Origin of the sequence: Helicobacter pylori Shi112 (assembly GCF_000277405.1) — a bacterium.
GTDB lineage: Bacteria > Campylobacterota > Campylobacteria > Campylobacterales > Helicobacteraceae > Helicobacter > Helicobacter pylori_C.
The window spans coordinates 194,791-218,269 of record NC_017741.1 but is presented as its reverse complement, the minus strand read 5'-3'; the positions used below and the strand labels follow the sequence as shown (position 1 = coordinate 218,269).

Sequence of the window (23,479 nt, the reverse complement as noted above, 5' to 3'; positions counted from 1 at the left end):
AAGGCTTTAATCGTCAATATTTGATTATAATTATAAAGGATTACATTTCTTTGATAGGAGATATATCATGCTAGGAAGTGTTAAAAAAACCCTTTTTGGGGTCTTGTGTTTGGGCGCGTTGTGTTTGAGAGGGTTAATGGCAGAGCCAGACGCTAAAGAGCTTGTTAATTTAGGCATAGAGAGCGCAAAGAAGCAAGATTTCACTCAAGCTAAAACGCATTTTGAAAAAGCTTGTGAGTTAAAAGATGGCTTTGGGTGTGTTTTTTTAGGGGCGTTCTATGAAGAAGGGAAAGGAGTGGGAAAAGACTTGAAAAAAGCCGTTCAATTTTACACTAAAGGTTGTGAATTGAATGATGGTTATGGGTGCCGTCTGTTAGGCAATTTATACTATAACGGACAAGGCGTGCCTAAAGACGCCAAAAAAGCCTCACAATATTACTCTAAATCTTGCGAATTAAACCATGCTGAAGGGTGTATGGTATTAGGAAGCTTATACCATCATGGCGTAGGCACGCCTAAGGATTCAAGAAAGGCTCTTGATTTGTATGAAAAAGCTTGCGATTTAAAAGATAGCCCAGGGTGTATTAACGCAGGATACATATATGGTATAGCAAAGAATTTTAAGGAGGCTATCGTTCGTTATTCTAAAGCTTGCGAGTTGAATGATGGTAGGGGGTGTTATAATTTAGGGGTTATGCAATATAATGGACAAGGCACAGCAAAGGACGAAAAGCAAGCGGTAGAAAACTTTAAAAAAGGTTGCAAATCAGGCGTTAAAGAAGCATGCGACGCTCTCAAGGAATTAAAAATAGAACTTTGGTTTTAATGAAGTTAAGCTTAAACGCCGTGTTTAGCTGGCTTTTACGCTTTTTAATGTTTCAATGAAAGCATAAACCCCACGAATTAATCTTTTAATCACAATAAGGCTTTTATCACACCCATTCGTTGCCGTTTTTAGATTAGCGCTTGAAGGGTTTAAAATAAGTTTATTCAAACCCTTAAAAGGGTTTTATCCCCTACAGCGCTTTCAATAGCACGCTATTTAGGCGTTCGTTAAAGCTTTTAGCGTCTTTTAAAGCCCCTTTTTCTAAAAGCTTCGCCCCATCATAAAGCAACCAGATAAAAGCGCTCAACTGCTCTTTATCTTCGCATTTTAAGAGTTTTTGCAAAATCGCATGGTTAGGGTTTAATTCTAAAGTTTTCTTGTTTTCAGGCACGCTTTGGCCCATTTGACGCATCCAATTAGCCATCATCGCATTTTGTTCATCGCCTATTAAAGCCACCGCTGAAGTGAGATGGCTAGAAAGCTCTACGCCTTTAACCTCATCTTTAAGATTTTCTTCAAACGCTTTCATTAAATCTTTAAACCGCTCTTTTACCTCATCGTTGATTTCTTCCAAACCAAGCTCTTTTAGGCTCTCGCTATGGCTAGCGTCTTTAAAGGGCGTTTTATCGTATTCATTCACGCCTGGCATCACAAACGCATCAATCTCATCGCTCAATAACAAAACATCATAGCCTTTTTGAGCGTATTTTTCTAAAAGCGGAGACGCCTTTAGTAAGTCTAAATTTTCGCCTAAAAGGTAGTAAATGCTTTTTTGATTTTCTTTTAAATTTTCTTTGTATTCTTTTAAAGAAACCAACTTTTCTTTGTCTTTAGAATAGAATCTTAACAATTCTAAAAGTTTTTCTTTGTTTTCAAAATCCCCATACAAGCCTTCTTTTAACACTTTCCCAAAAGGCTCATAGAATTTATGGTAATTTTTTTCATCCTTGCTCAAGCGCTCAATCTCGCTTAAAATCTTTTTCACTGAAGCCGAACGGATATTGGCTAAAATCTTGTTTTGCTGCAAGATTTCACGGCTCACATTCAAGGGTAAATCTTCGCTGTCAATCACGCCTTTAACAAACCTCAAATAAGACGGCAGCAATTCTTTGTCATCATCAGTGATAAACACCCTTTTAACATAAAGTTTGACTCCGCTCTTATAATCCACCCTAAACATGTCAAAAGGCGCTTTGCTAGGGATGTAAAAAAGCGTTGTGTATTCTAAAGAGCCTTCCACTTTATTATGGATATAGCTCAAAGGTTCGCTGTTATCATGTGCAAACGATTGGTAAAACTCTTTGTAATCTTTGTCTTTTAACTCGCTCTTATTCATTTTCCACAAAGCGCTCGCTTGATTGATTTGATCGCATTTTTCTTCTTTAATTTCTTTTTGATTATCCCCTTCGCCCTCGTATTTCGTATCGGTGTAAGTTAAAAAAATAGGGAAAGGGATATGCTCAGAATACTTTTTAACAACGCTATCAATCTCCCAACGGCTCGCAAAATGAGAATCTTCATCTTTTAAAAAGAGGGTGATTTCTGTGCCTTGCTCCTCTTTGACGCACTCGCTGATTTCAAACTTGCCCTTACCATCGCTCACCCATGCATAAGCTTGATCGCTATTTACCTTTTTGGTTTGAACGACAATCTTACTCGCTACCATAAACGCTGAATAAAAGCCCACGCCAAATTGGCCAATCAGTGCGCTATCTTTTTTCTTATCCCCGCTCAAAGCGCTTAGAAAACTCTTTGTGCCTGATTTAGCGATCGTGCCTAGATGCTCAATGAGATCGTTTTTATCCATGCCTATACCATTATCTTTAATCGTTAAGGTTTTTTTCTGGCTATCAAAACTCAAATGAATGCCAGGCGTGATATTCAGCCCTTTTAATTTTTCATCGGTCAGCATTAAATAATTCAGCTTGTCCAAAGCGTCGCTCGCGTTAGAAATCAACTCTCTTAAAAAAATCTCTTTATTAGAATACAAAGAGTGGATCATCAAATCCAAAAGCTGGTTGATTTCAGTTTGGAAGGTGTATTCTTGATTAGACATTGATCTTTTCCTTTTAAATAAAATTTTTAAGATTATACAATAAAAGCGCGCTTAAAAACGATAGCTCATAGAGCTCATAAAATAGCTTCTATCTTGAATGGTTTGAGCGAAGTCAGGGTTATAACCGCTTGTAAAAAACCCTACCTTATAACCCTTATGCATCGTGATTTGATAGCCATTAAACATTAGCATTAAATAGATATGTTTTTTAAGGTTATATTTAAAAGTAACCCCTAAGCTTTGCGAATCAGCCCTTGGGGAATAGGTCAATTTCCCATACAATTGCACCAAAAGATTCTTAATACTCTTCCCTATAAAAGCGTTAATGGTTATGGAATTAGCGTTGTAAAAATTGGAATAAGCGTCTTCATAAGGGGTGTCATCTTTAGTGTCATAAAAAGGATCCACTGGTGAGCCGTTCCAGCCTAATTGAGCGCTCCCGTTCCCAAAATTCTTATACACGCTCCAGCCAAAACGATAAGATCGAAAATGCACCCTTTGAAACACAAACAAACTCGCGCTTTTTTTCCCTATTAACGAAGCTCTGTAATAATCTTTAGACAAATAATCGCTATAAAGGGGGAACCATGCGTAAAAAGTCGTTTGGATGCGCCAATCAGATTTCCAATAAGACTTTGTATCATGGGTGATTTCAAATCCAGGAGCGTTAAAATTCTTAGGGTAAAACCAAATAAAAGGCGCAACCCTAATGTATTTATTTTCGTAAATGAGGTTTAAATTGTGCATGCCGTAGTTGGTTTTTTGCTTGTAATTGACAGGAGCGTAAAAATCTCTGATGGATTGCTCATTAGCTAAAGCCCTTCCAAAGGTGCTAAACCACTCTATCCTAAACTTTTTCCACCGGTAAAAAAGCTCAAACCCTTGATTAAACCCGCTCAAAAACAAAGCTTTAGAGGGGTAACGCCCTAATTTAATCCCAAAGATATCCTTATATTGATAATCTAAATACAAATTATATAGCACATAAGGCCTAGCGTTTTGCGCCTTTTGCTCTCTGGTCCAATTTTGGCTGTGTTGCATCAAATAGCCCTCCCATCGCCCCATGTAATACCAGTTCGCCGGCTGAAACCCTGCCTTAGGGTCGGCTTCATCAATCAAAAACTTCGTGGAATCATAAGCTAACGATCCGATTTCGCCCCCCACCCCAAAACCCAGTTTGTGGTTTTCAATCCCTTTAGGGAGCAAACTAGAATCAACTTGTAAAGCCCCAGTAGTGGTTACATAACTCCCTGTAGGATAAATCCCTTTTTTTGAATTGATAACCGACTGGTTGAAAGCGATGCGCGAAAATGATCCCACTCTCGCGCTGATTTGGTACTCAAAAGCGTTGAGAAAAACCCCATGCAAAGCTAAAAGCCCTAGCCAAACTTTTTGATTAAGCACCCTTTTATCAAACACCTTTTTATTGAATTCTGATATTATGCCATAAAACAAACTCGCAAGCCGCTCGTTCATTATAGTTTTGAAAAAAAAAAAAAAAACGATACAATCACAAACCCCCCTTTTTAGCGGGTTCAATTTAAAGATTTAAGGATCGCACATGCAAGAGATTGTCCCTATTGTTGTGACTTTTGATAACAATTATTGCATCCCTGCTGGCGTGAGCTTATTTTCCATGCTAGCAAACGCCAAACGAGAGAGAGAGAGAGAGAGAGAGTAAAACTCTTTTATAAAATCCATTGTTTGGTGGAGGGTTTAAGCCTAGAGAATGTGGCCAAATTAGAAGAAACGATCGCTCCTTTTAGCGCTTTTTCTAGTATAGAGTTTTTGGATATTACCGATGAAGAATTAGAACCACGCCATAATTATTACAAGCTTGATCCTTTAATAGCTGGTGGAATTAAAAAATTGTATTTAAAACTCAATTCTTTTTCGCAAAAACGCTTTTCTAAAATGATCATGTGCCGTTTCTTTTTTGCCTCCCTTTTCCCCCAATACGAAAAGATGATCATGTTTGATGTGGATACTTTGTTTGTGGGCGATATTAGCGAGAGTTTTTTTATCCCCCTTGATGATCATTATTTTGGGGCTGTGAGAGAAAAAGATTTGATCGCTATGAACAGGAATTCGGCTAAGGATTTATACGAATTACGCCAAATGCACGCCAAAACCATTGGTGTCGCTGACGCTTTCCCCAATTTAAAAGAAGCTCAAATCCTTTTTGACAACTACTTTAACGCCGGGTTTTTAGCCTTAAATTTAAAATCATGGCGTAAAGAAAATCTTGAAAACCAATTGATTGGATTTTTCCTTTTGAAAAATGAAAAACTTTTATTTAACGATCAAGATACTCTGTGTTTTGTGTGCCGTGGTAGGATTTTAGAATTGCCTTATTCATACAATGCCCACCCTAGTTTCCTTGATACGCCCTCATTCCCTAGCGTTAAAGAAGCGCGCATGCTGCATTTTTGGGGCGATAAACCCTGGAAGCTCTTCAGCGTCATTGGCGCAAAAAAATGGCATGAAGCGTTGATTCAAACGCCGTTTAAAGACGCCTATTTTAACGCTCCCTTTTTAGATCACCTCTTTGAATCCCTTCAAAACAGGGATAAAGAAATCCACGCTCTTAATAAAATCCTGTCTTTTTCAGACAAACGGCATTCTTTTGAATCTCTTCTGCCTAGGCTTTCTTCTAAACTCCTTATAGAATTTTTGCTTTTTAAAGCCAAACAAAAAGTGAAGCGATTGATTAAAAGGGTTTAAAAAACCCTTTTAAAATTAATGCGAGCAAGCATGGGTTTGTGTGGGTTGGATGTCCTTGTTATCGGCTAGTTTTTCCTTTTCTACTCTCTCTAAAAAAGCGCTCAAATCTTGCGCCATTTTTTCAAAAATCTTAGCGCTCACGCTATTAGGGTGAGAGATCACAATCGGTTCGCCCCTATCCCCCCCTAAACGCACTTTAGGCTCTAAAGGGAGCTTGGCTAAAATCTGCGTGTGGTAAGCTTCTAGCAACTCATTCATGGAATTTGAGCCAAAAATCTCACTCTCTTTCTTGCAATGCTCGCACACAAAACTCCCCATATTTTCTACAATGCCGGCAATAGGAATGTGTAGTTTCTTAAACATGTCCAAACTCCGTTTAGCGTCATCCAAACTCACGATTTGAGGCGTAGTAACAGTAATTCCTGCACTCAAAGGCACAGCTTGGGCTAGCGTGAGTTGCGCATCGCCTGTTCCTGGGGGCATATCCACCACCAAAACATCTAAATCCCCCCAAATAATATCGCTTAGCATCTGCTCAATCGCTCGCATGAGCATGGGCCCTCTCCAAATGAGACTCTGCCCCTCATCATACAAAAGCCCCATGCTCATCACAGAAACGCCAAAAGCTTTTAAAGGAATGAGTTTTTTACCGCTAGGATCCATGATCACATCAGCGTTTTGTAAGCCCATCATTCTAGGGATATTAGGGCCATACACATCAGCGTCTAGTAACCCCACTTTTTGGTTTAAATTCGCTAGAGCGATGCTTAAATTCACGCTGGTGGTGCTTTTACCCACACCGCCCTTACCGGAGCTTATCATCACTACATGCTTGATATTTTTAGCCAAATTTTTAGTGGTGGGCTTTGGGGCTTGCGGTTTAGGCGGGGTTTTAATATCCAAATTCAAAGCTTTCACGCCTATTTTTTGCATCGCTTTGGAGATATCTTCCCTTAAAATCGCGCTCGTTTCTTCAGAGCTTGAGGGGATTTCTATTAAAAGCCCTAATTGGTTGTCATGCAAAGCGATGTTTTTGACAAAACCAAAGCTGACAATATCCTTTTCAAAATTAGGGTAAATAATCGTTTTTAACGCGTTTAAAACATCTTCTTGGGTGAGCATTTTAATCCTTAAAATGATAGTATTTGAATTTTCTTTATAGCATGTTTTGTTTAATTTTGCATTATAAATTAAGTTTGAGTTTTTAAAAAAGGGTAAGGCATGAAACTTTATAAGCGTGTTTTGAAATTGCACCATTTTAGGAATTTGGGTAAAAACTTGCCTACGGAGTTGCTTTTAAATTCAAATTTTGAAAAGCATGGGGGTTTGGTGATCTTGGTGGGGGAAAATAATGTGGGTAAGAGCAATATTTTAGAAGCCTTGAAGGCGTTTAATGATACAGACATCAAACTCTGTAATGAGAACGATTATTTCAAAGCCCATGAATCTGAAGACACCGTTTTGAACCTGAAAGAAGAAACAATCCTTAATCATGAAACCATAGATTTTTCTTGCGTGGATTTGAAGATGCAAACTAAAGAGATTGGCGAGGGTTTAAAGGAATTATCAAAAACGCTAATCGTCTATCCTTTTGAAAAACATGTAGAAGCTTTGAGAGAACAATGCAGTAACATCGTTTTTATTCTCTCTAACAATAACGACTATTCAAATATTTGCACTTTTGTGAGTAATTTGACAAATCTTATCGACTCTTACAACCAGTTAAAACCATTTTTACATTTTTACAAAGAATTAATCAAACATTTAAGCGGCAATAGCGAACTTATTAAAAATTTTTGTCAGTGTGTAAGAGAAATCATAGAGTGCAATACTCCAAATAAAAATCACAAACCCAATCAATTTTTTATAATAGGGAAACACAAACAAAATCAGTTATCAGAAATTTATTCTCGTTTTAAAAAACTTAGTGAAAATGAAATTAAAACAAAAGATGTGAGATATATTTCAAAAAAAATAAAAAGTTTAGATGAGATTTTTAAAACTACTGACTTTAATACAAAATTTGCACCAAGAATTAAAATTTTACAAAATGAACGATCTCAAGAAAGATTGTCAGAATTTATTAAGGATATTATTAAAGAAATAGACGAAAAATACCCTATCAATGAAAATTTTAAACAGCAATTTAGAACATTCCGATCAAATATGATCAGCGTTAAAAAGAAAATTAAAAATTCTTTAAAAGATCTTGACAAAACAAGAGAAGATTTTGAGCGAAAAAAAAGAGTCGCTGATCCGAAAAATTGAATATTACTGCAAAAATCAAAAAACGCTAAAGTTTAATTATGATGTTTTGCTGGATAATATCTACCAAATATGCAAAGAGTATGCAGCAAGCCATGTTACTAGTGATGAGTCTAAAGATATGAAATACATGATGTGCCAGCTTTATTTGGAGAAAACAGGATTGTTATCAAATTCAAAAATTAGGCGATACCAATACGATGATCTTTTGGAATCAGCAAGAATATCTCTGTGGGAGAGTATAAAAACTTTAGATGAAAAAAGTGGCGTTCATTTGTTCCCCAAAAATATTGATGAAATCAAGCAAAAATTTGAAGCAAACAAGGAAAAATTCAAACAAAGTGAGAGCGTTTCAGAAATTATAAGACATTGCAGAGAGTGCAATCCTTATACAGCGTTTCAAGGTTTAAGAAACAGAGTTAATTTTCCTTTGAAAGATCATTCATTGGATGAATTTGTGCCAAACATGAGAGAATATAAAGACCTAAAAATTACAGATAGCGACCTTAAGACTGCATTATTTACTTGCAATGATTATTCTTCCCCTTCTGAATTTGAATCGGACTGGTTCTTTAGAAATTCATTATTTAGAAAAATGGATTTTCATCCTAATACAATTTGGAATACTTTTGGGAAAATTTTGAATTATAAAAATTTTGATCAAAAAAACTTAAAATATGAACAAGCATTAGAAATAATGTTTGATAAAAATAATGATTTAGAAGTTTATTCTGGTCTTGATAAACCATTTGTTATTTCTAAAAAATACTTGCACGAAATCAACCAAGAATCACTAAAAGAAATCAAACAATCAAAATATCCTTTTAATATTGAAGCAAAAGGCGAACACAATAACAATGTAGGGCAACTTGAATTTTTTAATGATAAAAACTCTCTTTTATTTAAAATAAATTTTACAGAAATATTAGAAAACATTGCAGAAATCATGGGATACAACATGCAATTAAAGATGGATTCTTTAATCGCAAAAGAATTTAATAAGCTTTTAGCGATCGCTCAAAACGACCATCAAGATAATTACCAATTAAAAATTCATGTCCGACATAACAGTAAGTTTCTTAGAGAGTATAAACCTGCGGCATACAAAATAAAACTTGAAATTTATGATTGCAGAAAATCCGACGAACAAGTCATCTTAAAAAAACAGAGCACCGGTTTTCAATGGTCGTTTAATTTCATGTTTGGTTTTCTCTACAATGTGGGATCAAATTTTAGTTTTAACCATAATATCATCTATGTCATGGACGAGCCAGCCACTCATTTGAGCGTGCCAGGAAGACGAGGGTTCAGGAAACTTTTAAAAGAATACGCTCATAAACATAATGTTACTTTTGTTTTAGCCACCCATGACCCCTTTTTAGTGGATATGGATCATTTGGATGAAATAAGGATCGTAGAAAAAGAAACAGAAGGCTCTGCGATTAAGGATAACTTTAACTACTCCCTAAATAATGCAAGCAAAGACTCCGATGCCTTGCATCAAATCAAACGCTCTTTAGGGGTGAGTCAGCATGTTTTTCATAACCCCCAAAAACACCGAATCATCTTTGTGGAAGGCATCACCGATTATTGCTATTTGAGCGCTTTTAAATTGTATTTCAATGAGCGAGAATTCAAAAACGACCCCATTGTTTTCACTTTCTTACCCATTTCAGGGCTTAAAGACAATCAAACAGACAGGCAAAAAACCATTCAAAAACTCCGCGAATTGGACAACAACCCTATTGTTTTGATAGATGATGACAGAGGATCTGAGAACGAATTTAGCGAACATTTTAAAACAGCTAATGAAGAATTACTTAAACCCATCACGATTTTACAGCTCTCAAAATGCAACAAAACTTTCAAACAAATTGAATATTTGTTTACCAAAGAAGATAGGCAAAAGTATTTATTGAACAATAAAAAAAGAAACTTAGCCATGGCGTTCAAAACCAAGCTCTTGTATAGCGAAGAAGACGATGTGGTGACTGAAGAAACAAAAAATAATTTTAAAAATTTGTTTGAGTGGATCACTAAAGAATGCAATGGCTTAAAAAACCGGTTAAAAAATAATGCATAAAATTTGATTATAATGCCCCACAATATTATAAGTGAAAGGATTTTGATGTTTAAAAAAATGTGTTTAAGCTTGCTAATGATAAGCAGTGTTTGTGTGGGGGCAAAGGATTTAGATTTCAAATTGGATTATCGCGCAACTGGGGGGAAACTCATGGGGAAAATGACAGATTCTAGCCTTTTAAGCATCACTTCCATGAACGATGAACCGGTGGTGATTAAAAATCTCATTGTCAATAGGGGAAATTCATGCGAAGCGACTAAAAAAGTGGAACCCAAATTGGGCGATAAGTTTAAAAAAGAAAAACTCTTTGATCACGAATTAAAGTATTCACAACAGATATTTTACCGCCTAAATTGCAAGCCTAACCAATTGTTAGAAGTTAAAATCATCACGGACAAGGGCGAGTATTACCACAAATTTTCTCAATAAAACCGCCCCTTCCTCAAACAAGGGGCTTTCTAGCTAGACCACTTCGTGAGAGTGCCCCTTTCTAAAGAAAGGAGCTTCCTAACTAAAGCATTCCATTGAACGCTAACACGAAAGGCTCTTTAAAGTCTGCATGGACATTTCCTACCCTATAAAAGACTAGGGGGATTTTAACCTATTTTAGCTTGAATATAGCCTAACGGCCATGCACTTACATCTTGCACCCTAAAGGACAGAGTTTTTTGCGCTAGTGGGATAAAATTTAAAAAAGAGTTTTGCCACAAAGCGGCCAAAACCTCTCATGGAGTTTTTTGTTGGGACTGCTCTAAAGCCATTTGCGCATGCTTGCAATCCTTTTTAAAAGACTTCGTAATAAAATTAACCTTAAGAGTCGAATCAAAGGCTTTGTGGCATTTTTCAAGCTTGTGATCGCGCTCTTGCGGATCTTGCAAGTAATATTTCACTGAATGCGCAAAACTAAAATAAAACCCCATAGGAGGGATACGGCTATCTGGCGTGCCTTCGCAATGATCGCTGCAATAAGTGCTTTGCGCTTCTAAACCCCCCAACACCACTAAAAATAAAAAAATCATCTTTTTCATCAATACTCCTTCAATCTTTTCCTAACTTCCTCCAAAATACACCAACGCTGAACCCCAAGTCAATCCCCCACCAAAAGCGTCTAAAAGCATTAAATCGCCCTTTTTCAAACGCCCCTCTTCATAAGCTTCACACATGGCCATAGGGATACTGGCTGCTGAAGTGTTGCCGTATTTATGCACAGTTAAAACCACTTGCTCATCTTTAAAATCCAAATGCTCTCGCACCGCTTGAATGATCCTAAAATTAGCTTGATGCGGGATAAACAAACGCACATCTTCAGGTTTGAGAGCGTTTTTTTCTAAAATCATTTCCACATCTTTTAAAAGCGTTTTTACCGCTAGTTTAAACACTTCATTGCCTTTCATGCACAAAAAAGGCTCTGAAGCTTCTTCTTTAGCGTTAAAGGGCGTGGGTTTTAGAGTTCTTGGCGTATAGAGATAATTAGAAAAATTCCCGTTCGCTGAAATTTGCACATCTAAAACGCTCTCTTTTAAACGCTTGGTTCTGCCTATCACACACGCCCCAGCCCCATCGCCAAATAAAATACAAGTCCCCCTATCTTTAAAATCTAACACGCTGCTCGTTTTTTCCGCTCCCACAATCAGCACATTTTCATACATCCCGCTCTCAACATAAGCCTTAGCCACCGATAATAAATAGATAAAACCCGTGCAAGCGGCTGAAATATCAAACGCCGGCTTGTTTTCAATGCCTAATTTCGCGCTCAACACGCAAGCGGTTGAAGGCATGGCTAAAAAATCAGGACTTAAAGTCGCTACAACCACCAAATCAATGTCTTTTGGGGTTAAATGCGCTCTCTCTATGGCTTGTTTAGCCGCTATTACCCCTAAATCGCTGCTTTTTTCTTCATCGTTAGCGAAACGGCGTTCTTTGATACCGGTCCTTTTTTCTATCCATTCATCGCTGGTATCCAAAAATTGCTGAAACTCTGCATTTTTCACACGCTCGCTTGGAACATGCATCGCAATGGATTTAAGAGAGGCGTAAAATTCCATTCAATCCCTTTACATAGTTATTTTTAAGCGTCTTGCTGATCACTTTGAGGCACAGAAACGCTAGGCTTCAAGCTCTCAAACGCCTTAGTGATTCTCAAACAAACCTGACTTTCAACAGTGCTAATAGCCTGATAAATCGCGCATTCAATCGCTCTAGCGTTGCTCTTGCCATGGCTAATGATCACGCTTTTATTCACGCCCAAAAGCGGCGCGCCCCCATATTCAGCGTAATCGGTTTTTTGTTTTAAAATATCAAACGCATTCTTAAGCATCAAAGCCCCCATTTTAGATTTAAAAGAGCTTTTAATTTCATCTTTAAAAATAGAGCCTATCGCACTAGCGACCCCTTCTGTCGTCTTTAAGACCACATTCCCCATAAAGCCATCGCAAACCACCACATCCACAACCCCTTTGAAAATATCGCTCCCCTCCACATTGCCATAAAAGAAGTCGTAAGCTTTCAGCATTTTATGCGTTTCTTTAACGAGCATGTTCCCTTTAATATCTTCTTCGCCATTACTCAAAAGACCCACCTTAGGGCTATCATAATGCAGCACGCTTTTAGCGTATTCATACCCCATAAGAGCAAAATCAATCAAATATTCAGGCTTGCAATCCGTGTTCGCTCCTGCGTCTAATAACACGCTAGGGCGTTTGCCAACGCTTGGCATTAAAGTGCAAATAGCAGGCCTTTCAACCCCCTTGATACGCCCTAAACGCAAGGTGGCTAAACCCATAGTTGCCCCACTATGCCCCGCTGAAATCAAAGCGTCAGCCCCATTTTTCAAAATATCCATACCCAAGTAAATGGAAGATTCCTTACGCTTGATCGCCTCAGTGGCGGCTTCTTCCATTTTAATGTAATCTTGCGTGTGGATCATTTCCACTTTGCTGGCTAACTCTTTAGAAATAAAAGGGGTCGCTTTGTCTTTATCCCCCACTAAAACCGCACTAAAACTCTTATTTTCTAAAGCCCTTGAGACTCCCTCAATAATGGGTAAAACCCCATGGTCAGCCCCCATTAAGTCTATTACAATTTTCATCATGCGTCCTTAAAAGGCTTGTTGCAATCCTTTAAAATACTTTCTATCATTAAAGATAGCTTTTATATTAGTATTCTTTAGTAAATTTGTTAATGTGGTGGGGAAGCTTCCAAGTGCCATCTTTAGCTTTTATGGGCTTAGCCAACTTAACGCTATAATGCGTGCGCCTTTTTGCCGCTCTTGTCTTACTCACTCTTCTATCAGGTACTGCCATAAATTCTCCTTAATTTCAATCTGCATAATGGTAGTCTAATCTAATAGACTCCACTTCAGAGCGTAAAATTTCGCTCAAATCAATAAAACCATTGAAAGATTCAATAACATCTAAATTATCAAAATCCAAACTTTGGCTTTGCGTATCCCACAACCCGTCTGAAATATGCAAAACCAACGACTCATCAAGGCTCTTTTTAAACTCTTTACCGCTTGTATCGCAAACAAGCATCAATTCACCCTTAAGGCGTGCTTCCAAGCGGAACAATTTCGCCCCCACTCGCACAACTTCGCCCTCTAAAACCACTCCCTCATGCTCTAAAGAAAACGCTTTAGGCACATTAAAAGCGATTTTACGCATTTCAAATTGCATGCTTACTTAAAACGCCCTTAAATCTTAAAGATCTCTAGCGGCAAAAAAGAAAGCGATTTCATTGTGCGCGTTTTCCAAGCTATCGCTCCCATGCACCGCATTAGCGTCAATGCTTTCAGCAAAATCCGCTCTGATAGTGCCTTTTTGGGCGAGTTTGGGATCAGTCGCTCCCATAAGATCTCTGTTTTTAGCCACCGCATCTTTGCCCTCTAAAACCATAACCACCACCGGACCACTGACCATAAATTCTATTAAATCTTTAAAAAAGGGTCTCTCTTTGTGGATCGCATAAAAATTTTCAGCGTCTTTAACGCTCAAATGCAAGCGTTTCATCGCAATGACTTCCAAGCCGTTACTCTCAAAGCGATCAATGATTTTGCCTACCACTTTTTTCTTAAGTGCATCCGGCTTAATAATAGACAGCGTTCTTTGTTTCAATTTAAACTCCTTGTGAATTGTTGATTATACAAAAATTTTTTAAAATATTACCCTTAAAACATTTTTTTAACGCTTAAAGAACGCTTGAATCTCTTCGGTTTTGTTGGTTTTTTCCCAAGTGAATTCCTCTAATTCTCGCCCAAAATGCCCATAAGCTGAAGTGAGCGAATAAATGGGCCTTAACAGATCCAAGCTTTCAATAATGCCTTTTGGTGTGAGTTTGAAAACCGATCTCACGCATTTTTCCAACTCCGCACTTGAATGCTTGCTCGTGTTATGCGTATTCACATAAACAGACACCGGCTCTATCACCCCAATCGCATAAGCAAGCTGCACGGTCGCTTTATCGCAAACCCCACTCGCTACCAAATTTTTAGCCACATAGCGGGCCGCATAAGCCGCGCTCCTATCCACTTTACTAGGGTCTTTCCCGCTAAACGCTCCCCCCCCATGCGGGCAACTCCCCCCATAAGTATCCACGATGATTTTTCTGCCCGTCAAGCCCGCATCGCCTTGCGGCCCACCAATAACGAATTTTCCTGTAGGATTGACAAAAAACTTGATATTGTCATGCAAATATTCTTTGGGTAAAACCTTATACACGATCTCTTCAATCACGGCTTCTTTTAAATGTTTTTGCGAAACTTCTGGGGAATGTTGGGTGGAAACGACAATCGTATCAATGCTTACAGGCTTGTTGTTTTCATAACGCACGCTCACTTGAGACTTGCCATCAGGCCTTAAAAAAGGCAGAGTGTTGTCTTTTCTTTTTTGAGCCAGAGCGAAAGTGAGCTGGTGCGCTAAATGAATGGGTAAGGGCATGAGCGTTTCAGTCTCCTTGCACGCATAACCAAACATAAGCCCTTGATCCCCCGCCCCAATCTCGCCATCTTCTCTATCCACGCCTTGATTAATATCAGGGCTTTGCTCGCCAATGCCATTTAAAACCGCCGCGCTTCTATAATCAAAGCCATAAAGAGCGTCTGTATAACCAATCTTTTTAACCACTTCTCTTGCAATCTCTTGCATAGGGGCATAAACAGAAGTTTTTAACTCGCCAGTGATCATGCAAAACCCGTTAGAAACTAAAGTCTCGCATGCGACTTTGGCTTTTTGATCGCGCTCAATAATGTAATCTAAAACCGCATCGCTGATTTGATCAGCCATTTTATCAGGATGCCCCTCGGTTACTGATTCAGAAGTGAAAAGAAAACTATCTTTCATTGATTGTCCTTATTAAAATAATCATTCGTATTCAAAATGGGCTTATTATAGCTTATTTCACAACTTCAACAAAACCACACACTAAAAACCTAAAAAATACAAAAACAAAAATCTTTTTTAAGAGCCACAAGATAGGGAGCTTATTTGAAAAAAATAAGTAATTTTTGACACTCAAAAACCCATGTCGGGGGTTAAACTTTTTGTCTCACAAAAAAACAAATATTTTTAAAAGCTTAACGCATTTTAAACTTATAAACGCCTATAGAAGGGCGTTAAAACACGAAAGGAGCATCAAAATATGAGACAAAAAAGAGAGACAGAAACAAGCTTTAACCAGCTTAAGGAAATCACTCAAAGCATTCAAGCGCATCAAGCGCTTAAAACTAACCAAAACGCCAATGTGAGCGAACTTACACCTAAACGCGCGGCTCAAGAGCCTAAAAGGCGCGCACAAGGAAATTGCGTTCTAAAGCCTACAAAAAAAACCTTTAGCGAGAGACAAAAAACCACGATTAGAGAGCCAATACAAGAAAGCGCTAACGCAAGGACTAAAACCAAAGAAGCCAACCAAAAAGGAGACAACAATGCTAAAGCCTAATAAAAAACTTAACAGGCCTTTAGAAAAAAAAATGGCGGATCGTTTTGAATGGTCGTTAATAATAGCGTTTAGCTTGATTCTAGCTACAGCTTACGCTTTAAGGAGTCTATTATGAACACCTTCACACTATACACACGAGATTACAAGGGCGAAGCGACTCTATATCTCAACTATCACGATAACAAGAATAAGCGTTTTAGAGTGAGCTTAAGAAAAGCCACGGATTGCTTAAAAATGGATACCGACACAGCCTTAGAATATTTCAAAGACAAAAAGCTTAAAGAGATCTTAGCTTTTGTTAATCGTTTAGAAGCGATAAAAAACGCCAATAAGCGCGTTAAAAACGCCGAAAAACAAACGCATAGGATTCAGTCAAAGATCACCCATACTTCAAGCGTTAAATCGTTTTCTATCGTTAAAAATAGGACTAAAACAAACGAGCCTTAATTCTTTAGAAAATGTTTTCAATAGCATTTTTAGCGTGATGGGCTTAAAAGAAAGCGACAAGCTCAAAAAGATCACTAAAGAAAAGATCGCACAATACCACCAAGCCACGCTAACACTCTACAGAAAGAACACGATCCACAACTTTAACGCTAATCTAAAAAGCTTTTTAGCGTTTTGTGAGAGAGAGCGGTTTTTACCTCAAAATCCTTATTATACGATCACACTTAAAAACGCGCTAGCAGCCAAAGCGATCGAGCCTTTTAGTTTAGAAGAGGTTAAAACGCTCATAGAGAACGCTCCAACATTACGCTTAAAAGCGTTTTTAGTAGTAGCGTTTTTTACAGGCGCACGAACCGGCGAGCAGTTAGCATTACAATGGAAAGACATTGACTTTAAAGAAAAAACGATCACTATTAACAAGTCCTTAAACGAACTAGGAGAAATCACAAGTCCTAAAAACAAGCCAAGCATTAGAGAAGTTGATCTATTAGAGCCAGTGGAGAAAATCCTAAAAGAGCTTAAAGAAAGCGAACCGGATACTAAAAAATTCGTTTTCATAGACATGCCAAAGCGATCAAGTATCTTTCAAAGGCATTTCAAAAAACTTTTAAAAGCCTTGAACTTGAAAGACAGAAAGCTTTACACCACACGCCACACTTTTGCAAGCTTGATGCTAAGCCAAGGCGAAGAACCAATGTGGATCAGCAGAACTCTAGGTCATAAAGATTTGAACACGACTTACAGCACTTACAGCCACTACATACCTAAACAAGACAAAGAACGAGCGAAATTCACAAAGGAATTATTATGAGTAAAAAGGAAACCAACATGGAAATTTTTCAATACCTAGCTTACCAAACGATCAAAGAAAGCAATACGGATTTAAGTTTTTTTGATTTCATCCAAAAATTAGAAAAACTCCAAAAAACGCATACGATTAGATCCAGCGTTTGCAATGTGAGAAATAAGCGCGTAACGAGCTATTCAATCTTACTCCAAAAAAAAGCGGTTTGAACATGACACAAGAAAAACTAAAACCGATCGATTTAGAAGTTTTAATAGCGCTCAACAAGAAAGCGTATTTGCCTAAAACAGCCGACAAGATTTCAAAAGATCTCAGAATTGATTACTACTACACGCTTAATATTTTTAAAAAGCTTGAAGCTAAAGGCTTATGCATTCAGTGGATTATCAATAAAAAGAAAGAAAAAGAAAAGAAAAACAACTATTACAAGGTTTGTTGTTTAAGCGATTTTGGGAAAGATCTATGCACCTATTTAAAAGCTTTAAAAAGCGTTAAAACCAAAAAAAAGGATCAACAATGAACTACATCCTAAAACAACCAATGAAATTTGGTTATACGCAAATCTCTAATGAAATTTGCGAGGACGAACGAGTCTCTGACATAGCGATAGCGATCTATGCTTATATCAAAAAGCACGCAACCACTTTTAAGCTCTGCATTGAAGACATAGCCAAACGATTCAATAGGAACACAAAAACGATTTACAAGTACCTAAACGAATTAAAAGATTTAGGTTATATTGAATTTGAAAGAGAGCGAAAAAAAGACGGCACATTTTCTAAATTTTTTAGATTTATCATGGGAAATTTTTCTAAAAAACAAGCTCAAAAATCAGCCAAAAAAGACGCTATCCACAAGGAAAATATTTCCGTCTGGATAAACCCGCAAAAACAAGCCTCTAACGCCGATGATACCGAAGCTCAATCCATGAGTACTTATTTTCCATCGTTTACATTAAAAAGAAAAAATAAAAATAAACATGAAAATATACGCTCAAGTGAAAATTTTTCAACGAAAAAATTTGATGAAAAACAACAAGTCTTCTCAAACGATCGAGATCTAAAAGATTCCGTCAAAGATTCTTCTCTTAAAAGCTCAAATATTTCTAATTTTAGTTTATTTGATCGTTTTAGCGCTTTTTTTAGCTCTATTTTAGGAAATTTAGACACGAAACACTTGAACCAATACGAAAGGTTAGCTTTTGAAGAATTTTTGAATTATCGCAGCGAGAAGCACAAATTAAGCTATAGCACTAAAAAAGCGCTTTTGCACCAATGCGAAGCCTTGAAAGCGCAAGGATACGATTTAGTGGCTTGTATCAACCAATCCATACGCCGAAACTATAATGAAATCTATGAGGTCATGCATTTTGAAAAGCCAAGTTGCCAAAGCAAAGCCAAAGGCGAAGAAGTCATGGATCAGTTTGAATACAACGATTGCTATAACGGCTTTATTTTTGGTAGGTGAAATCATGCGATCGTGGAATTACAAGCACGCTAACAAGAATTTCAAGCCAAAGGTATGGACGAATAGTATTCTAATAGAAAACGGGCTTTTAGAGATTTTAGAATTGCTTAAAATCATAGAGAATCGATCTCGAAGCCAGATAACAGAGCGCTTGATTATTTTTTACTTAGAAACGCAGAAAGGACAAAGCAATGAGAAGGCATGGGAACGATCGAACCGCGCTTATAAAAGAACTCTTATTAACCAAACGAAAAAAAATAAGCTTAAGAGACAGCAACTTGAAAGAATTAAAAAGGCTGAAAAGAAAAAACAATTACAAATTAGCGCAAATCGTGCGTTTAGCTATTTTGAAAGGTCTTAAGCAATTCAAAAATGAAAATCTTTTAGTGCATTTGACTTTAAAGGAATTTGACAGCTTTTTAGAAATTTTAGAAGAAAAAAACCAAAAGAAACGATAAAGGAAACGGCATGGAAAATTTGATAATGAAAAGTTTTTTAGACTATCCGCAACACATAGAGGATTTTTTAAAAGACATCAGCGTTAAAAGTTTTAATCCATTTAATCAAAAACTCATCAAGGTTTTAATTGAAATGAACCAAAGAAACCAAGTACCAAGGCTTGAAACGATCAAGCTTAGGATCGCAGAAAAGGAATTTCAAAGCGAAGAGTTTAAACGCATTTTAGAAGCGGATAGCTACCCGGATTATTTGAATTTGAAAAGCGATTTTAAAACGTATTTGTGTTTTCAAATGCAAGAACATCTCGCCAACAAACTTAAAGAAGCCACGCGCAAAAGTGAAGTTTTTGATTATGAATTTTTGAATAAATACATCAACCTAGGAATCGTTAGAAGTGGTAAGTATTTTTGGGAATGGGAGGAGTATTTTAAAAATAAGCCTCCTATTGAAAAGATAGAAACTGGTATTAACTATTTAGACATCATCACAGAAGGAGGAATCGAATTAGGACAAATAGTTTTACTTAGCGGCGATCCAGAAGCCGGTAAAACGCTTTTAGGTGTGCAGTTTTTAATGAACGCGCAACAACAACACAAGGTAACTTATTTTGGTTTTGAATTTAGCGTTAGGAAGCACATTGAAACCTTAAGGAATAAAAATTTTAATATTAAAGCGGATAACTATTTTATAGACGATCAAAGTTGCGAACTAAACGATCTCATTTCTCAAATACGATCGCTATCCAAAGAGGGACATAAGGTTTTTTTAATAGACAGCCAAATGAAGATCCAAGCGCCAATCGTAGGAAGGACTATTGAAGAAATAGAAACTTCTAAATTTAGCGCTTTAGGTGAAACCGCTAGGAGCTTGCAGGTGTTGATTATTCTCATTGTGCAAAATTCTAAAAACGACAGCTACACGCCAACAGGATCACGCAAAGGTGGTCATGAAGCGCATTTGATGATTCGCATAGAACGGATAAAAAGGAACGAGTTACCACACCTTAAAGACTTTAACGAGCGAGCTAAGCACCGAAGAATTGTTATACTAAAGAACAAGCAAACAGGTTTAAGCGGTTATAGGTATGTTAAAAATGTTGATTATCGTTTTTTTGAAGTGGATTATAACGGATCTGGACAACAATTCCAACATGACGAACATGAAGAATACGGAGGCTTAATATGAAAATCACTAATTTAGCGCCACTAAAAGATCGTATTCAAATCATGGAAGTTTTGGAGAGTTATATTGATTTTCACAAAGTTGGAGCGAATTTCAAAGCGTGCTGTCCTTTTCATGATGAAAGAAGTGCAAGTTTTATCGTAAGTCCTGAAAAAAATATTTATCATTGTTTTGGATGTGGTGTGAGCGGTGATGCCTTGAAGTTTTTGCAAGAATACAAAAAATTAAGTTTTCTTGAAGCCGTTGAAGAAGTGGCTAAAATCTATAATTATCATTTAGAATACGAAACCGATGCTAAAATTGAACGCAACAACCATTTAAAAGAAATTTTAGCTTACGCTAACAATCTTTTTAAAGAACGGCTAAAAAACGAGCCGAAAGTGTTGAACTACCTCACGCAAACGCGCGCGATTAGTTTAGAAATGATAGAAGCTTATGATTTAGGTTATTGTTTGCATGGTGATTTAGAAGTTTTGAAAGAACGCTTTAATGCTGATGATTTGATCGCATGCGGTCTTTTCTCTAACAAAAACGAAGACAAAGAATTAAGAAGTTTTTGCAACTACCGCATTACAATTCCGTTAAAGGATAGCAAAGGCCAAATTAGAAGCTTTAGCGCGCGTTTGTGTATACCAAGACTTCTAAAAGCTAACAACGCTCCTAAATACCTTAACGGCAGAGAAACAAGCCTCTATAATAAAACATTTTTCTTGTATAACTACCACCGAGCGCTTGAATCTATCAAAGAAAAGAAGCAGGTTATTATATGTGAAGGTTTTTTTGATGTGTTAGCGTACGAACATTTTTATTATAAAAACGCAATTTGTACAAGCGGTACCGCATTCACTAAAGAACATTTAGCGTTTTTAAATAAGCTTAATGTGGAGTTGTGTTTTAGTTTTGATAACGATAACGCCGGAACAGAAGCCACCATTAGAGCGCTTGATTTGTGTTTGAAAAACCATGTAACCAACATGAGCGTTATTAAGATCAAAGACTCAAGTGTTAAGGATTTAAGCGATTATCAAAAACTTAACAGACGCCCTAACCTAGCCAAAATTAACGGCTTTAAATTCTATTGCTCCTATTTGTTACGAGCAGAACTGACCACGCCACAAAAGGATTTAAACTACAGAAATATTTTAAAGATCCTTGAAGCTTTTGAACCTTTCATGCAAGCGGATTTACTCAAAATATTAAATTCATTTTTAGCGCAAAAAAGCGTTAAACCCGTTAAGCAGAAAAATTTACCCGGTAAATTAGATCTACTAGAAGCGAGAGTTTATGCAACAATGCTTGAAAGCGAAGAGTTTAGGTACATTGCAAGGCGCTTTTTAACGCCAAGCGATGTTAAATATCCTACATTTTTTAAAAGGATTGTGTGCAGTGATTTTAGAGGTTTAGATTTTTTGAAAAAATTTAAAACTATTCCTGAAAGCTATCAAAAAAGCTCATTAGTGTGGCTCAAAACCAAAGGCTTAAAAAATTCTTTAGCGGTTGCGCTAGATTGCAAGGATTACGCTTTAGCTGAAGCGATAAACGCTAAAATTAAAGAAATTCAAAAGGATTAATGCATGAGTTGGATTGATATAAGCGTAAGTCCTGGATCTAGCTCTCAAGGCTCTAACGCTATTTTAAGCGGTTTTATCCAGTCTTTAGGTAATGCTTTAAATAACGCGCATTTTGGTGGTATTAGCGGATTTCCTAGGCAATTAAGCAATGAAAACGATCAAATCGTAGGATACTATGATGATCCTAACGGCTATTACGCCGTGAGTAGAAAATTCTTAGCGCAGAAAAACTATTATTCTAATGAACGGCTAAAAAACGCTTTTGGACGCCTTATAAACCATCAAAACCGCATCAACCAACTCACACAAGAAATAATGGATAAAGAAAACGCCATTAACAGCCTGAATAATGAAATACACCACATAAACCAAGAAATAGACAAGCAAAACCAAGCGATAAGTAACCTAAACCAAGAAATAGCGAACTTGAATAACGAAATTAACGCGCTAAAGAATGCAATCAAACAAGAACAAGAAAAATTAAACGCTTTAGAATTAGAAACGAGTAATAAAAATCAAATTGAAGAAAGCTTGAAAAAATTAGAAAAACTTAAAGAAGAACTCAAACGGCTTAAAAAAAAATCCAAATGGAAGAAACAATTTAATTTTTTGACCGACAACTCTTCTAATAAAGAAGCCAAACAGCAACGCGCCTTACAAGCAAGCCAAGAACACGCAGCTTTTTTAAACTTTTTTTTAACTGATCCTTATGCGATACTACCTAAAGGCTTTATCTACGAATATCATAATCCCGGCAAAGAAACCTACAACGCTCTAAACGCTCCTAACAACATGGACGGCATCAATAACCAGTTTAAAGTCAATGCACTAAACCAGGTTTTAGATAACAGCTATCAAAAGTTTTTACCCGGTAATGATAGCTACAACGCTTTAGGCTCTATAGAACAAGTGAAAGCCTTGAAGTTTTATGATTTGGTTTTGAATTACCATCCAGAAAGCGAGAATACACAAAGCGCCTTATTTTTCAAACAGATCTCCCAATACGCCAAAGGCTTAAGGCTTAAGATCTTAACGGCTAAAACTAGCAAGAAAAATTTAAAAAGGATTGAAGAATTAGAAAAAACCATTAAACAAGAGCAAGAGCGCTTAAACGACAAAGACTTGAACGCTTTAACGCAAGACCTACAAAAAGAGCAAGAAAACGCCCTAAAATTTAAAGAAAGCATCAAAGCCAAGCAAAACTATATTAACGCGCTAAAGAACGCTATAAATCAAAAAGAACACGCAAAAAATCCTATAGAACAAGAAAGACAGAACCAACAAAATGCTAAACGAGAGAAAGAACAAGAAAGACAGAACCAACAAAATGCTAAACGAGAGAAAGAACAAGAAAGACAGAACCTAAATAACGAAATTAACGCTATAGGCAACGAACGACTAACGATTAAAGAATTAGGTACAAAAGACAATTTTTTAGGAATACAGCCTTATTTTAACCACACAGGAAGAACTTACGCAAGAGCGGCTTTTAGTGATAAGAACAAAAGCATAAAAGAATATTATGAAGTAGAAACCAAAATTAAAAACATTCTAGGATTTTACAGAATCGGAGAAAGCGATGAACGGATTTTGCAACGCTTTTTACAATTAAGCCCAGCGGTGCAGAATGAGCTTGCTTTATTGATGTTAAATTAAAATT

General features: G+C 37.0%; 24 protein-coding genes and 2 pseudogenes. 16 read left to right on the top strand and 10 right to left on the bottom strand.

Annotated elements, in window-relative coordinates; all coding sequences use genetic code 11:
* Positions 1-67 precede the first annotated feature (67 nt).
* The gene (gene hcpA, locus HPSH112_RS01095; protein WP_000901629.1) at positions 68-826 is read left to right on the top strand and encodes a Sel1-like repeat protein HcpA; all 759 of its coding nucleotides are present in this window, start codon (positions 68-70) and stop codon (positions 824-826) included.
* Between the two features lie 190 nt (positions 827-1,016).
* Here the strand turns inward: hcpA and htpG are convergent, their stop codons facing one another.
* Together htpG and hofA are read right to left on the bottom strand one after the other, a co-directional pair.
* Positions 1,017-2,882: a molecular chaperone HtpG gene (gene htpG, locus HPSH112_RS01090; protein WP_000070505.1), complete on the bottom strand. Its 1,866-nt coding sequence runs from the start codon at positions 2,880-2,882 to the stop codon at positions 1,017-1,019.
* 51 nt (positions 2,883-2,933) lie between these two features.
* A complete protein-coding gene (hofA, locus tag HPSH112_RS01085) occupies positions 2,934-4,286 on the bottom strand; it encodes an outer membrane beta-barrel protein HofA (protein ID WP_014662194.1) in 1,353 nt (450 codons plus the stop codon).
* A gap of 157 nt (positions 4,287-4,443) precedes the next feature.
* Here hofA and HPSH112_RS08690 point away from each other — a divergent pair, with 157 nt between their 5' ends.
* Both HPSH112_RS08690 and HPSH112_RS01075 read left to right on the top strand, forming a co-directional pair.
* A complete protein-coding gene (locus tag HPSH112_RS08690; RefSeq protein WP_001156401.1) occupies positions 4,444-4,563 on the top strand; it encodes a glycosyltransferase family 8 protein in 120 nt (39 codons plus the stop codon).
* 50 nt (positions 4,564-4,613) lie between these two features.
* Positions 4,614-5,606 (top strand): glycosyltransferase family 8 protein, encoded by a 993-nt coding sequence (locus tag HPSH112_RS01075; RefSeq protein ID WP_324185934.1) that lies wholly within the window; start codon positions 4,614-4,616, stop codon positions 5,604-5,606.
* Positions 5,607-5,621: 15 nt separating this feature from the next.
* Here HPSH112_RS01075 and HPSH112_RS01070 read toward each other — a convergent pair whose 3' ends face one another.
* The gene (locus HPSH112_RS01070; RefSeq protein WP_000249696.1) at positions 5,622-6,863 is read right to left on the bottom strand and encodes an Mrp/NBP35 family ATP-binding protein; all 1,242 of its coding nucleotides are present in this window, start codon (positions 6,861-6,863) and stop codon (positions 5,622-5,624) included.
* Here HPSH112_RS01070 and HPSH112_RS01065 point away from each other — a divergent pair.
* Both HPSH112_RS01065 and HPSH112_RS01060 read left to right on the top strand, forming a co-directional pair.
* Positions 6,828-9,954 (top strand): annotated as a pseudogene (locus tag HPSH112_RS01065) (AAA family ATPase). The gene HPSH112_RS01070 and the pseudogene HPSH112_RS01065 sit on opposite strands and share 36 nt — an antisense overlap.
* A gap of 45 nt (positions 9,955-9,999) precedes the next feature.
* Complete coding sequence (locus HPSH112_RS01060) at positions 10,000-10,383, top strand: hypothetical protein (protein WP_000473927.1); 384 nt, start codon at positions 10,000-10,002, stop codon at positions 10,381-10,383.
* A gap of 296 nt (positions 10,384-10,679) precedes the next feature.
* On the opposite strand, the gene HPSH112_RS01055 is transcribed toward HPSH112_RS01060, so the two are convergent.
* The 7 genes from HPSH112_RS01055 to metK all read right to left on the bottom strand — a co-directional run bounded on the left by HPSH112_RS01055 (position 10,680) and on the right by metK (position 15,290).
* Positions 10,680-10,982: a hypothetical protein gene (locus tag HPSH112_RS01055; RefSeq protein WP_012443284.1), complete on the bottom strand. Its 303-nt coding sequence runs from the start codon at positions 10,980-10,982 to the stop codon at positions 10,680-10,682.
* 21 nt (positions 10,983-11,003) lie between these two features.
* On the bottom strand, positions 11,004-11,999 hold the full coding sequence (gene fabH / locus HPSH112_RS01050) for a ketoacyl-ACP synthase III (protein WP_000397790.1): 996 nt from the start codon (positions 11,997-11,999) through the stop codon (positions 11,004-11,006).
* 23 nt (positions 12,000-12,022) lie between these two features.
* Positions 12,023-13,042: a phosphate acyltransferase PlsX gene (plsX, locus tag HPSH112_RS01045; protein WP_014662192.1), complete on the bottom strand. Its 1,020-nt coding sequence runs from the start codon at positions 13,040-13,042 to the stop codon at positions 12,023-12,025.
* A gap of 67 nt (positions 13,043-13,109) precedes the next feature.
* Entirely contained in the window at positions 13,110-13,256 is a 147-nt protein-coding gene (gene rpmF / locus HPSH112_RS01040) for a 50S ribosomal protein L32 (protein WP_000290428.1), read from the bottom strand.
* A 15-nt stretch (positions 13,257-13,271) separates the two neighbouring features.
* The gene (locus HPSH112_RS01035) at positions 13,272-13,628 is read right to left on the bottom strand and encodes a DUF177 domain-containing protein (protein ID WP_001159237.1); all 357 of its coding nucleotides are present in this window, start codon (positions 13,626-13,628) and stop codon (positions 13,272-13,274) included.
* 24 nt (positions 13,629-13,652) lie between these two features.
* Entirely contained in the window at positions 13,653-14,066 is a 414-nt protein-coding gene (gene ndk / locus HPSH112_RS01030; protein ID WP_000813725.1) for a nucleoside-diphosphate kinase, read from the bottom strand.
* 66 nt (positions 14,067-14,132) lie between these two features.
* Positions 14,133-15,290 (bottom strand): methionine adenosyltransferase, encoded by a 1,158-nt coding sequence (metK, locus tag HPSH112_RS01025; RefSeq protein ID WP_000655143.1) that lies wholly within the window; start codon positions 15,288-15,290, stop codon positions 14,133-14,135.
* 298 nt (positions 15,291-15,588) lie between these two features.
* Here metK and HPSH112_RS01020 point away from each other — a divergent pair, with 298 nt between their 5' ends.
* From HPSH112_RS01020 to HPSH112_RS00980, 11 genes and pseudogenes are all read left to right on the top strand, one after another.
* Entirely contained in the window at positions 15,589-15,888 is a 300-nt protein-coding gene (locus tag HPSH112_RS01020; RefSeq protein WP_001249252.1) for a hypothetical protein, read from the top strand.
* Entirely contained in the window at positions 15,875-16,003 is a 129-nt protein-coding gene (locus tag HPSH112_RS08860) for a hypothetical protein (RefSeq protein ID WP_000917456.1), read from the top strand. Before HPSH112_RS01020 ends, HPSH112_RS08860 begins: the two co-directional genes overlap by 14 nt.
* Positions 15,997-17,146: pseudogene (locus HPSH112_RS01015) on the top strand (site-specific integrase). The gene HPSH112_RS08860 and the pseudogene HPSH112_RS01015 overlap by 7 nt, the downstream one beginning before the upstream one ends.
* Positions 17,143-17,349: a hypothetical protein gene (locus HPSH112_RS01010; RefSeq protein ID WP_000037340.1), complete on the top strand. Its 207-nt coding sequence runs from the start codon at positions 17,143-17,145 to the stop codon at positions 17,347-17,349. Before HPSH112_RS01015 ends, HPSH112_RS01010 begins: the two are co-directional and overlap by 4 nt.
* Before the next feature lie 2 nt (positions 17,350-17,351).
* Positions 17,352-17,660, top strand: coding sequence for a hypothetical protein (locus tag HPSH112_RS01005; protein ID WP_000191219.1), 309 nt, complete (start codon positions 17,352-17,354; stop codon positions 17,658-17,660).
* Entirely contained in the window at positions 17,657-18,607 is a 951-nt protein-coding gene (locus HPSH112_RS01000; protein ID WP_001106767.1) for a helix-turn-helix domain-containing protein, read from the top strand. Before HPSH112_RS01005 ends, HPSH112_RS01000 begins: the two co-directional genes overlap by 4 nt.
* A 4-nt stretch (positions 18,608-18,611) precedes the next feature.
* Positions 18,612-18,968 carry a hypothetical protein gene (locus HPSH112_RS08685; RefSeq protein WP_228921618.1) on the top strand — a complete coding sequence of 119 codons (357 nt, stop codon included), beginning with the start codon at positions 18,612-18,614 and terminating at the stop codon, positions 18,966-18,968.
* The gene (locus HPSH112_RS00995) at positions 18,886-19,065 is read left to right on the top strand and encodes a hypothetical protein (RefSeq protein ID WP_228839891.1); all 180 of its coding nucleotides are present in this window, start codon (positions 18,886-18,888) and stop codon (positions 19,063-19,065) included. The genes HPSH112_RS08685 and HPSH112_RS00995 overlap by 83 nt, the downstream gene beginning before the upstream one ends.
* Before the next feature lie 10 nt (positions 19,066-19,075).
* Positions 19,076-20,251, top strand: coding sequence for an RAD55 family ATPase (locus tag HPSH112_RS00990; RefSeq protein ID WP_000429246.1), 1,176 nt, complete (start codon positions 19,076-19,078; stop codon positions 20,249-20,251).
* Positions 20,248-21,819: a DNA primase gene (gene dnaG, locus HPSH112_RS00985; protein ID WP_000705261.1), complete on the top strand. Its 1,572-nt coding sequence runs from the start codon at positions 20,248-20,250 to the stop codon at positions 21,817-21,819. The genes HPSH112_RS00990 and dnaG overlap by 4 nt, the downstream gene beginning before the upstream one ends.
* Before the next feature lie 3 nt (positions 21,820-21,822).
* Positions 21,823-23,475 carry a hypothetical protein gene (locus HPSH112_RS00980; RefSeq protein WP_000118378.1) on the top strand — a complete coding sequence of 551 codons (1,653 nt, stop codon included), beginning with the start codon at positions 21,823-21,825 and terminating at the stop codon, positions 23,473-23,475.
* Positions 23,476-23,479 lie beyond the last annotated feature (4 nt).

What these genes read in the sequence shown, in the direction of transcription:
- hcpA (WP_000901629.1), top strand. Translation starts at nt 68, where the DNA reads ATGCTAGGAAGTGTTAAAAAAACCCTTTTTGGGGTCTTGTGTTTGGGC.
- htpG (WP_000070505.1), bottom strand. Translation starts at nt 2,882, where the DNA reads ATGTCTAATCAAGAATACACCTTCCAAACTGAAATCAACCAGCTTTTG.
- HPSH112_RS08690 (WP_001156401.1), top strand. Translation starts at nt 4,444, where the DNA reads ATGCAAGAGATTGTCCCTATTGTTGTGACTTTTGATAACAATTATTGC.
- HPSH112_RS01070 (WP_000249696.1), bottom strand. Translation starts at nt 6,863, where the DNA reads ATGGTGCAATTTCAAAACACGCTTATAAAGTTTCATGCCTTACCCTTT.
- HPSH112_RS01060 (WP_000473927.1), top strand. Translation starts at nt 10,000, where the DNA reads ATGTTTAAAAAAATGTGTTTAAGCTTGCTAATGATAAGCAGTGTTTGT.
- HPSH112_RS01055 (WP_012443284.1), bottom strand. Translation starts at nt 10,982, where the DNA reads ATGAAAAAGATGATTTTTTTATTTTTAGTGGTGTTGGGGGGTTTAGAA.
- fabH (WP_000397790.1), bottom strand. Translation starts at nt 11,999, where the DNA reads ATGGAATTTTACGCCTCTCTTAAATCCATTGCGATGCATGTTCCAAGC.
- plsX (WP_014662192.1), bottom strand. Translation starts at nt 13,042, where the DNA reads ATGAAAATTGTAATAGACTTAATGGGGGCTGACCATGGGGTTTTACCC.
- rpmF (WP_000290428.1), bottom strand. Translation starts at nt 13,256, where the DNA reads ATGGCAGTACCTGATAGAAGAGTGAGTAAGACAAGAGCGGCAAAAAGG.
- HPSH112_RS01035 (WP_001159237.1), bottom strand. Translation starts at nt 13,628, where the DNA reads ATGCAATTTGAAATGCGTAAAATCGCTTTTAATGTGCCTAAAGCGTTT.
- metK (WP_000655143.1), bottom strand. Translation starts at nt 15,290, where the DNA reads ATGAAAGATAGTTTTCTTTTCACTTCTGAATCAGTAACCGAGGGGCAT.
- HPSH112_RS01020 (WP_001249252.1), top strand. Translation starts at nt 15,589, where the DNA reads ATGAGACAAAAAAGAGAGACAGAAACAAGCTTTAACCAGCTTAAGGAA.
- HPSH112_RS08860 (WP_000917456.1), top strand. Translation starts at nt 15,875, where the DNA reads ATGCTAAAGCCTAATAAAAAACTTAACAGGCCTTTAGAAAAAAAAATG.
- HPSH112_RS01010 (WP_000037340.1), top strand. Translation starts at nt 17,143, where the DNA reads ATGAGTAAAAAGGAAACCAACATGGAAATTTTTCAATACCTAGCTTAC.
- HPSH112_RS01005 (WP_000191219.1), top strand. Translation starts at nt 17,352, where the DNA reads ATGACACAAGAAAAACTAAAACCGATCGATTTAGAAGTTTTAATAGCG.
- HPSH112_RS01000 (WP_001106767.1), top strand. Translation starts at nt 17,657, where the DNA reads ATGAACTACATCCTAAAACAACCAATGAAATTTGGTTATACGCAAATC.
- HPSH112_RS08685 (WP_228921618.1), top strand. Translation starts at nt 18,612, where the DNA reads ATGCGATCGTGGAATTACAAGCACGCTAACAAGAATTTCAAGCCAAAG.
- HPSH112_RS00990 (WP_000429246.1), top strand. Translation starts at nt 19,076, where the DNA reads ATGGAAAATTTGATAATGAAAAGTTTTTTAGACTATCCGCAACACATA.
- dnaG (WP_000705261.1), top strand. Translation starts at nt 20,248, where the DNA reads ATGAAAATCACTAATTTAGCGCCACTAAAAGATCGTATTCAAATCATG.
- HPSH112_RS00980 (WP_000118378.1), top strand. Translation starts at nt 21,823, where the DNA reads ATGAGTTGGATTGATATAAGCGTAAGTCCTGGATCTAGCTCTCAAGGC.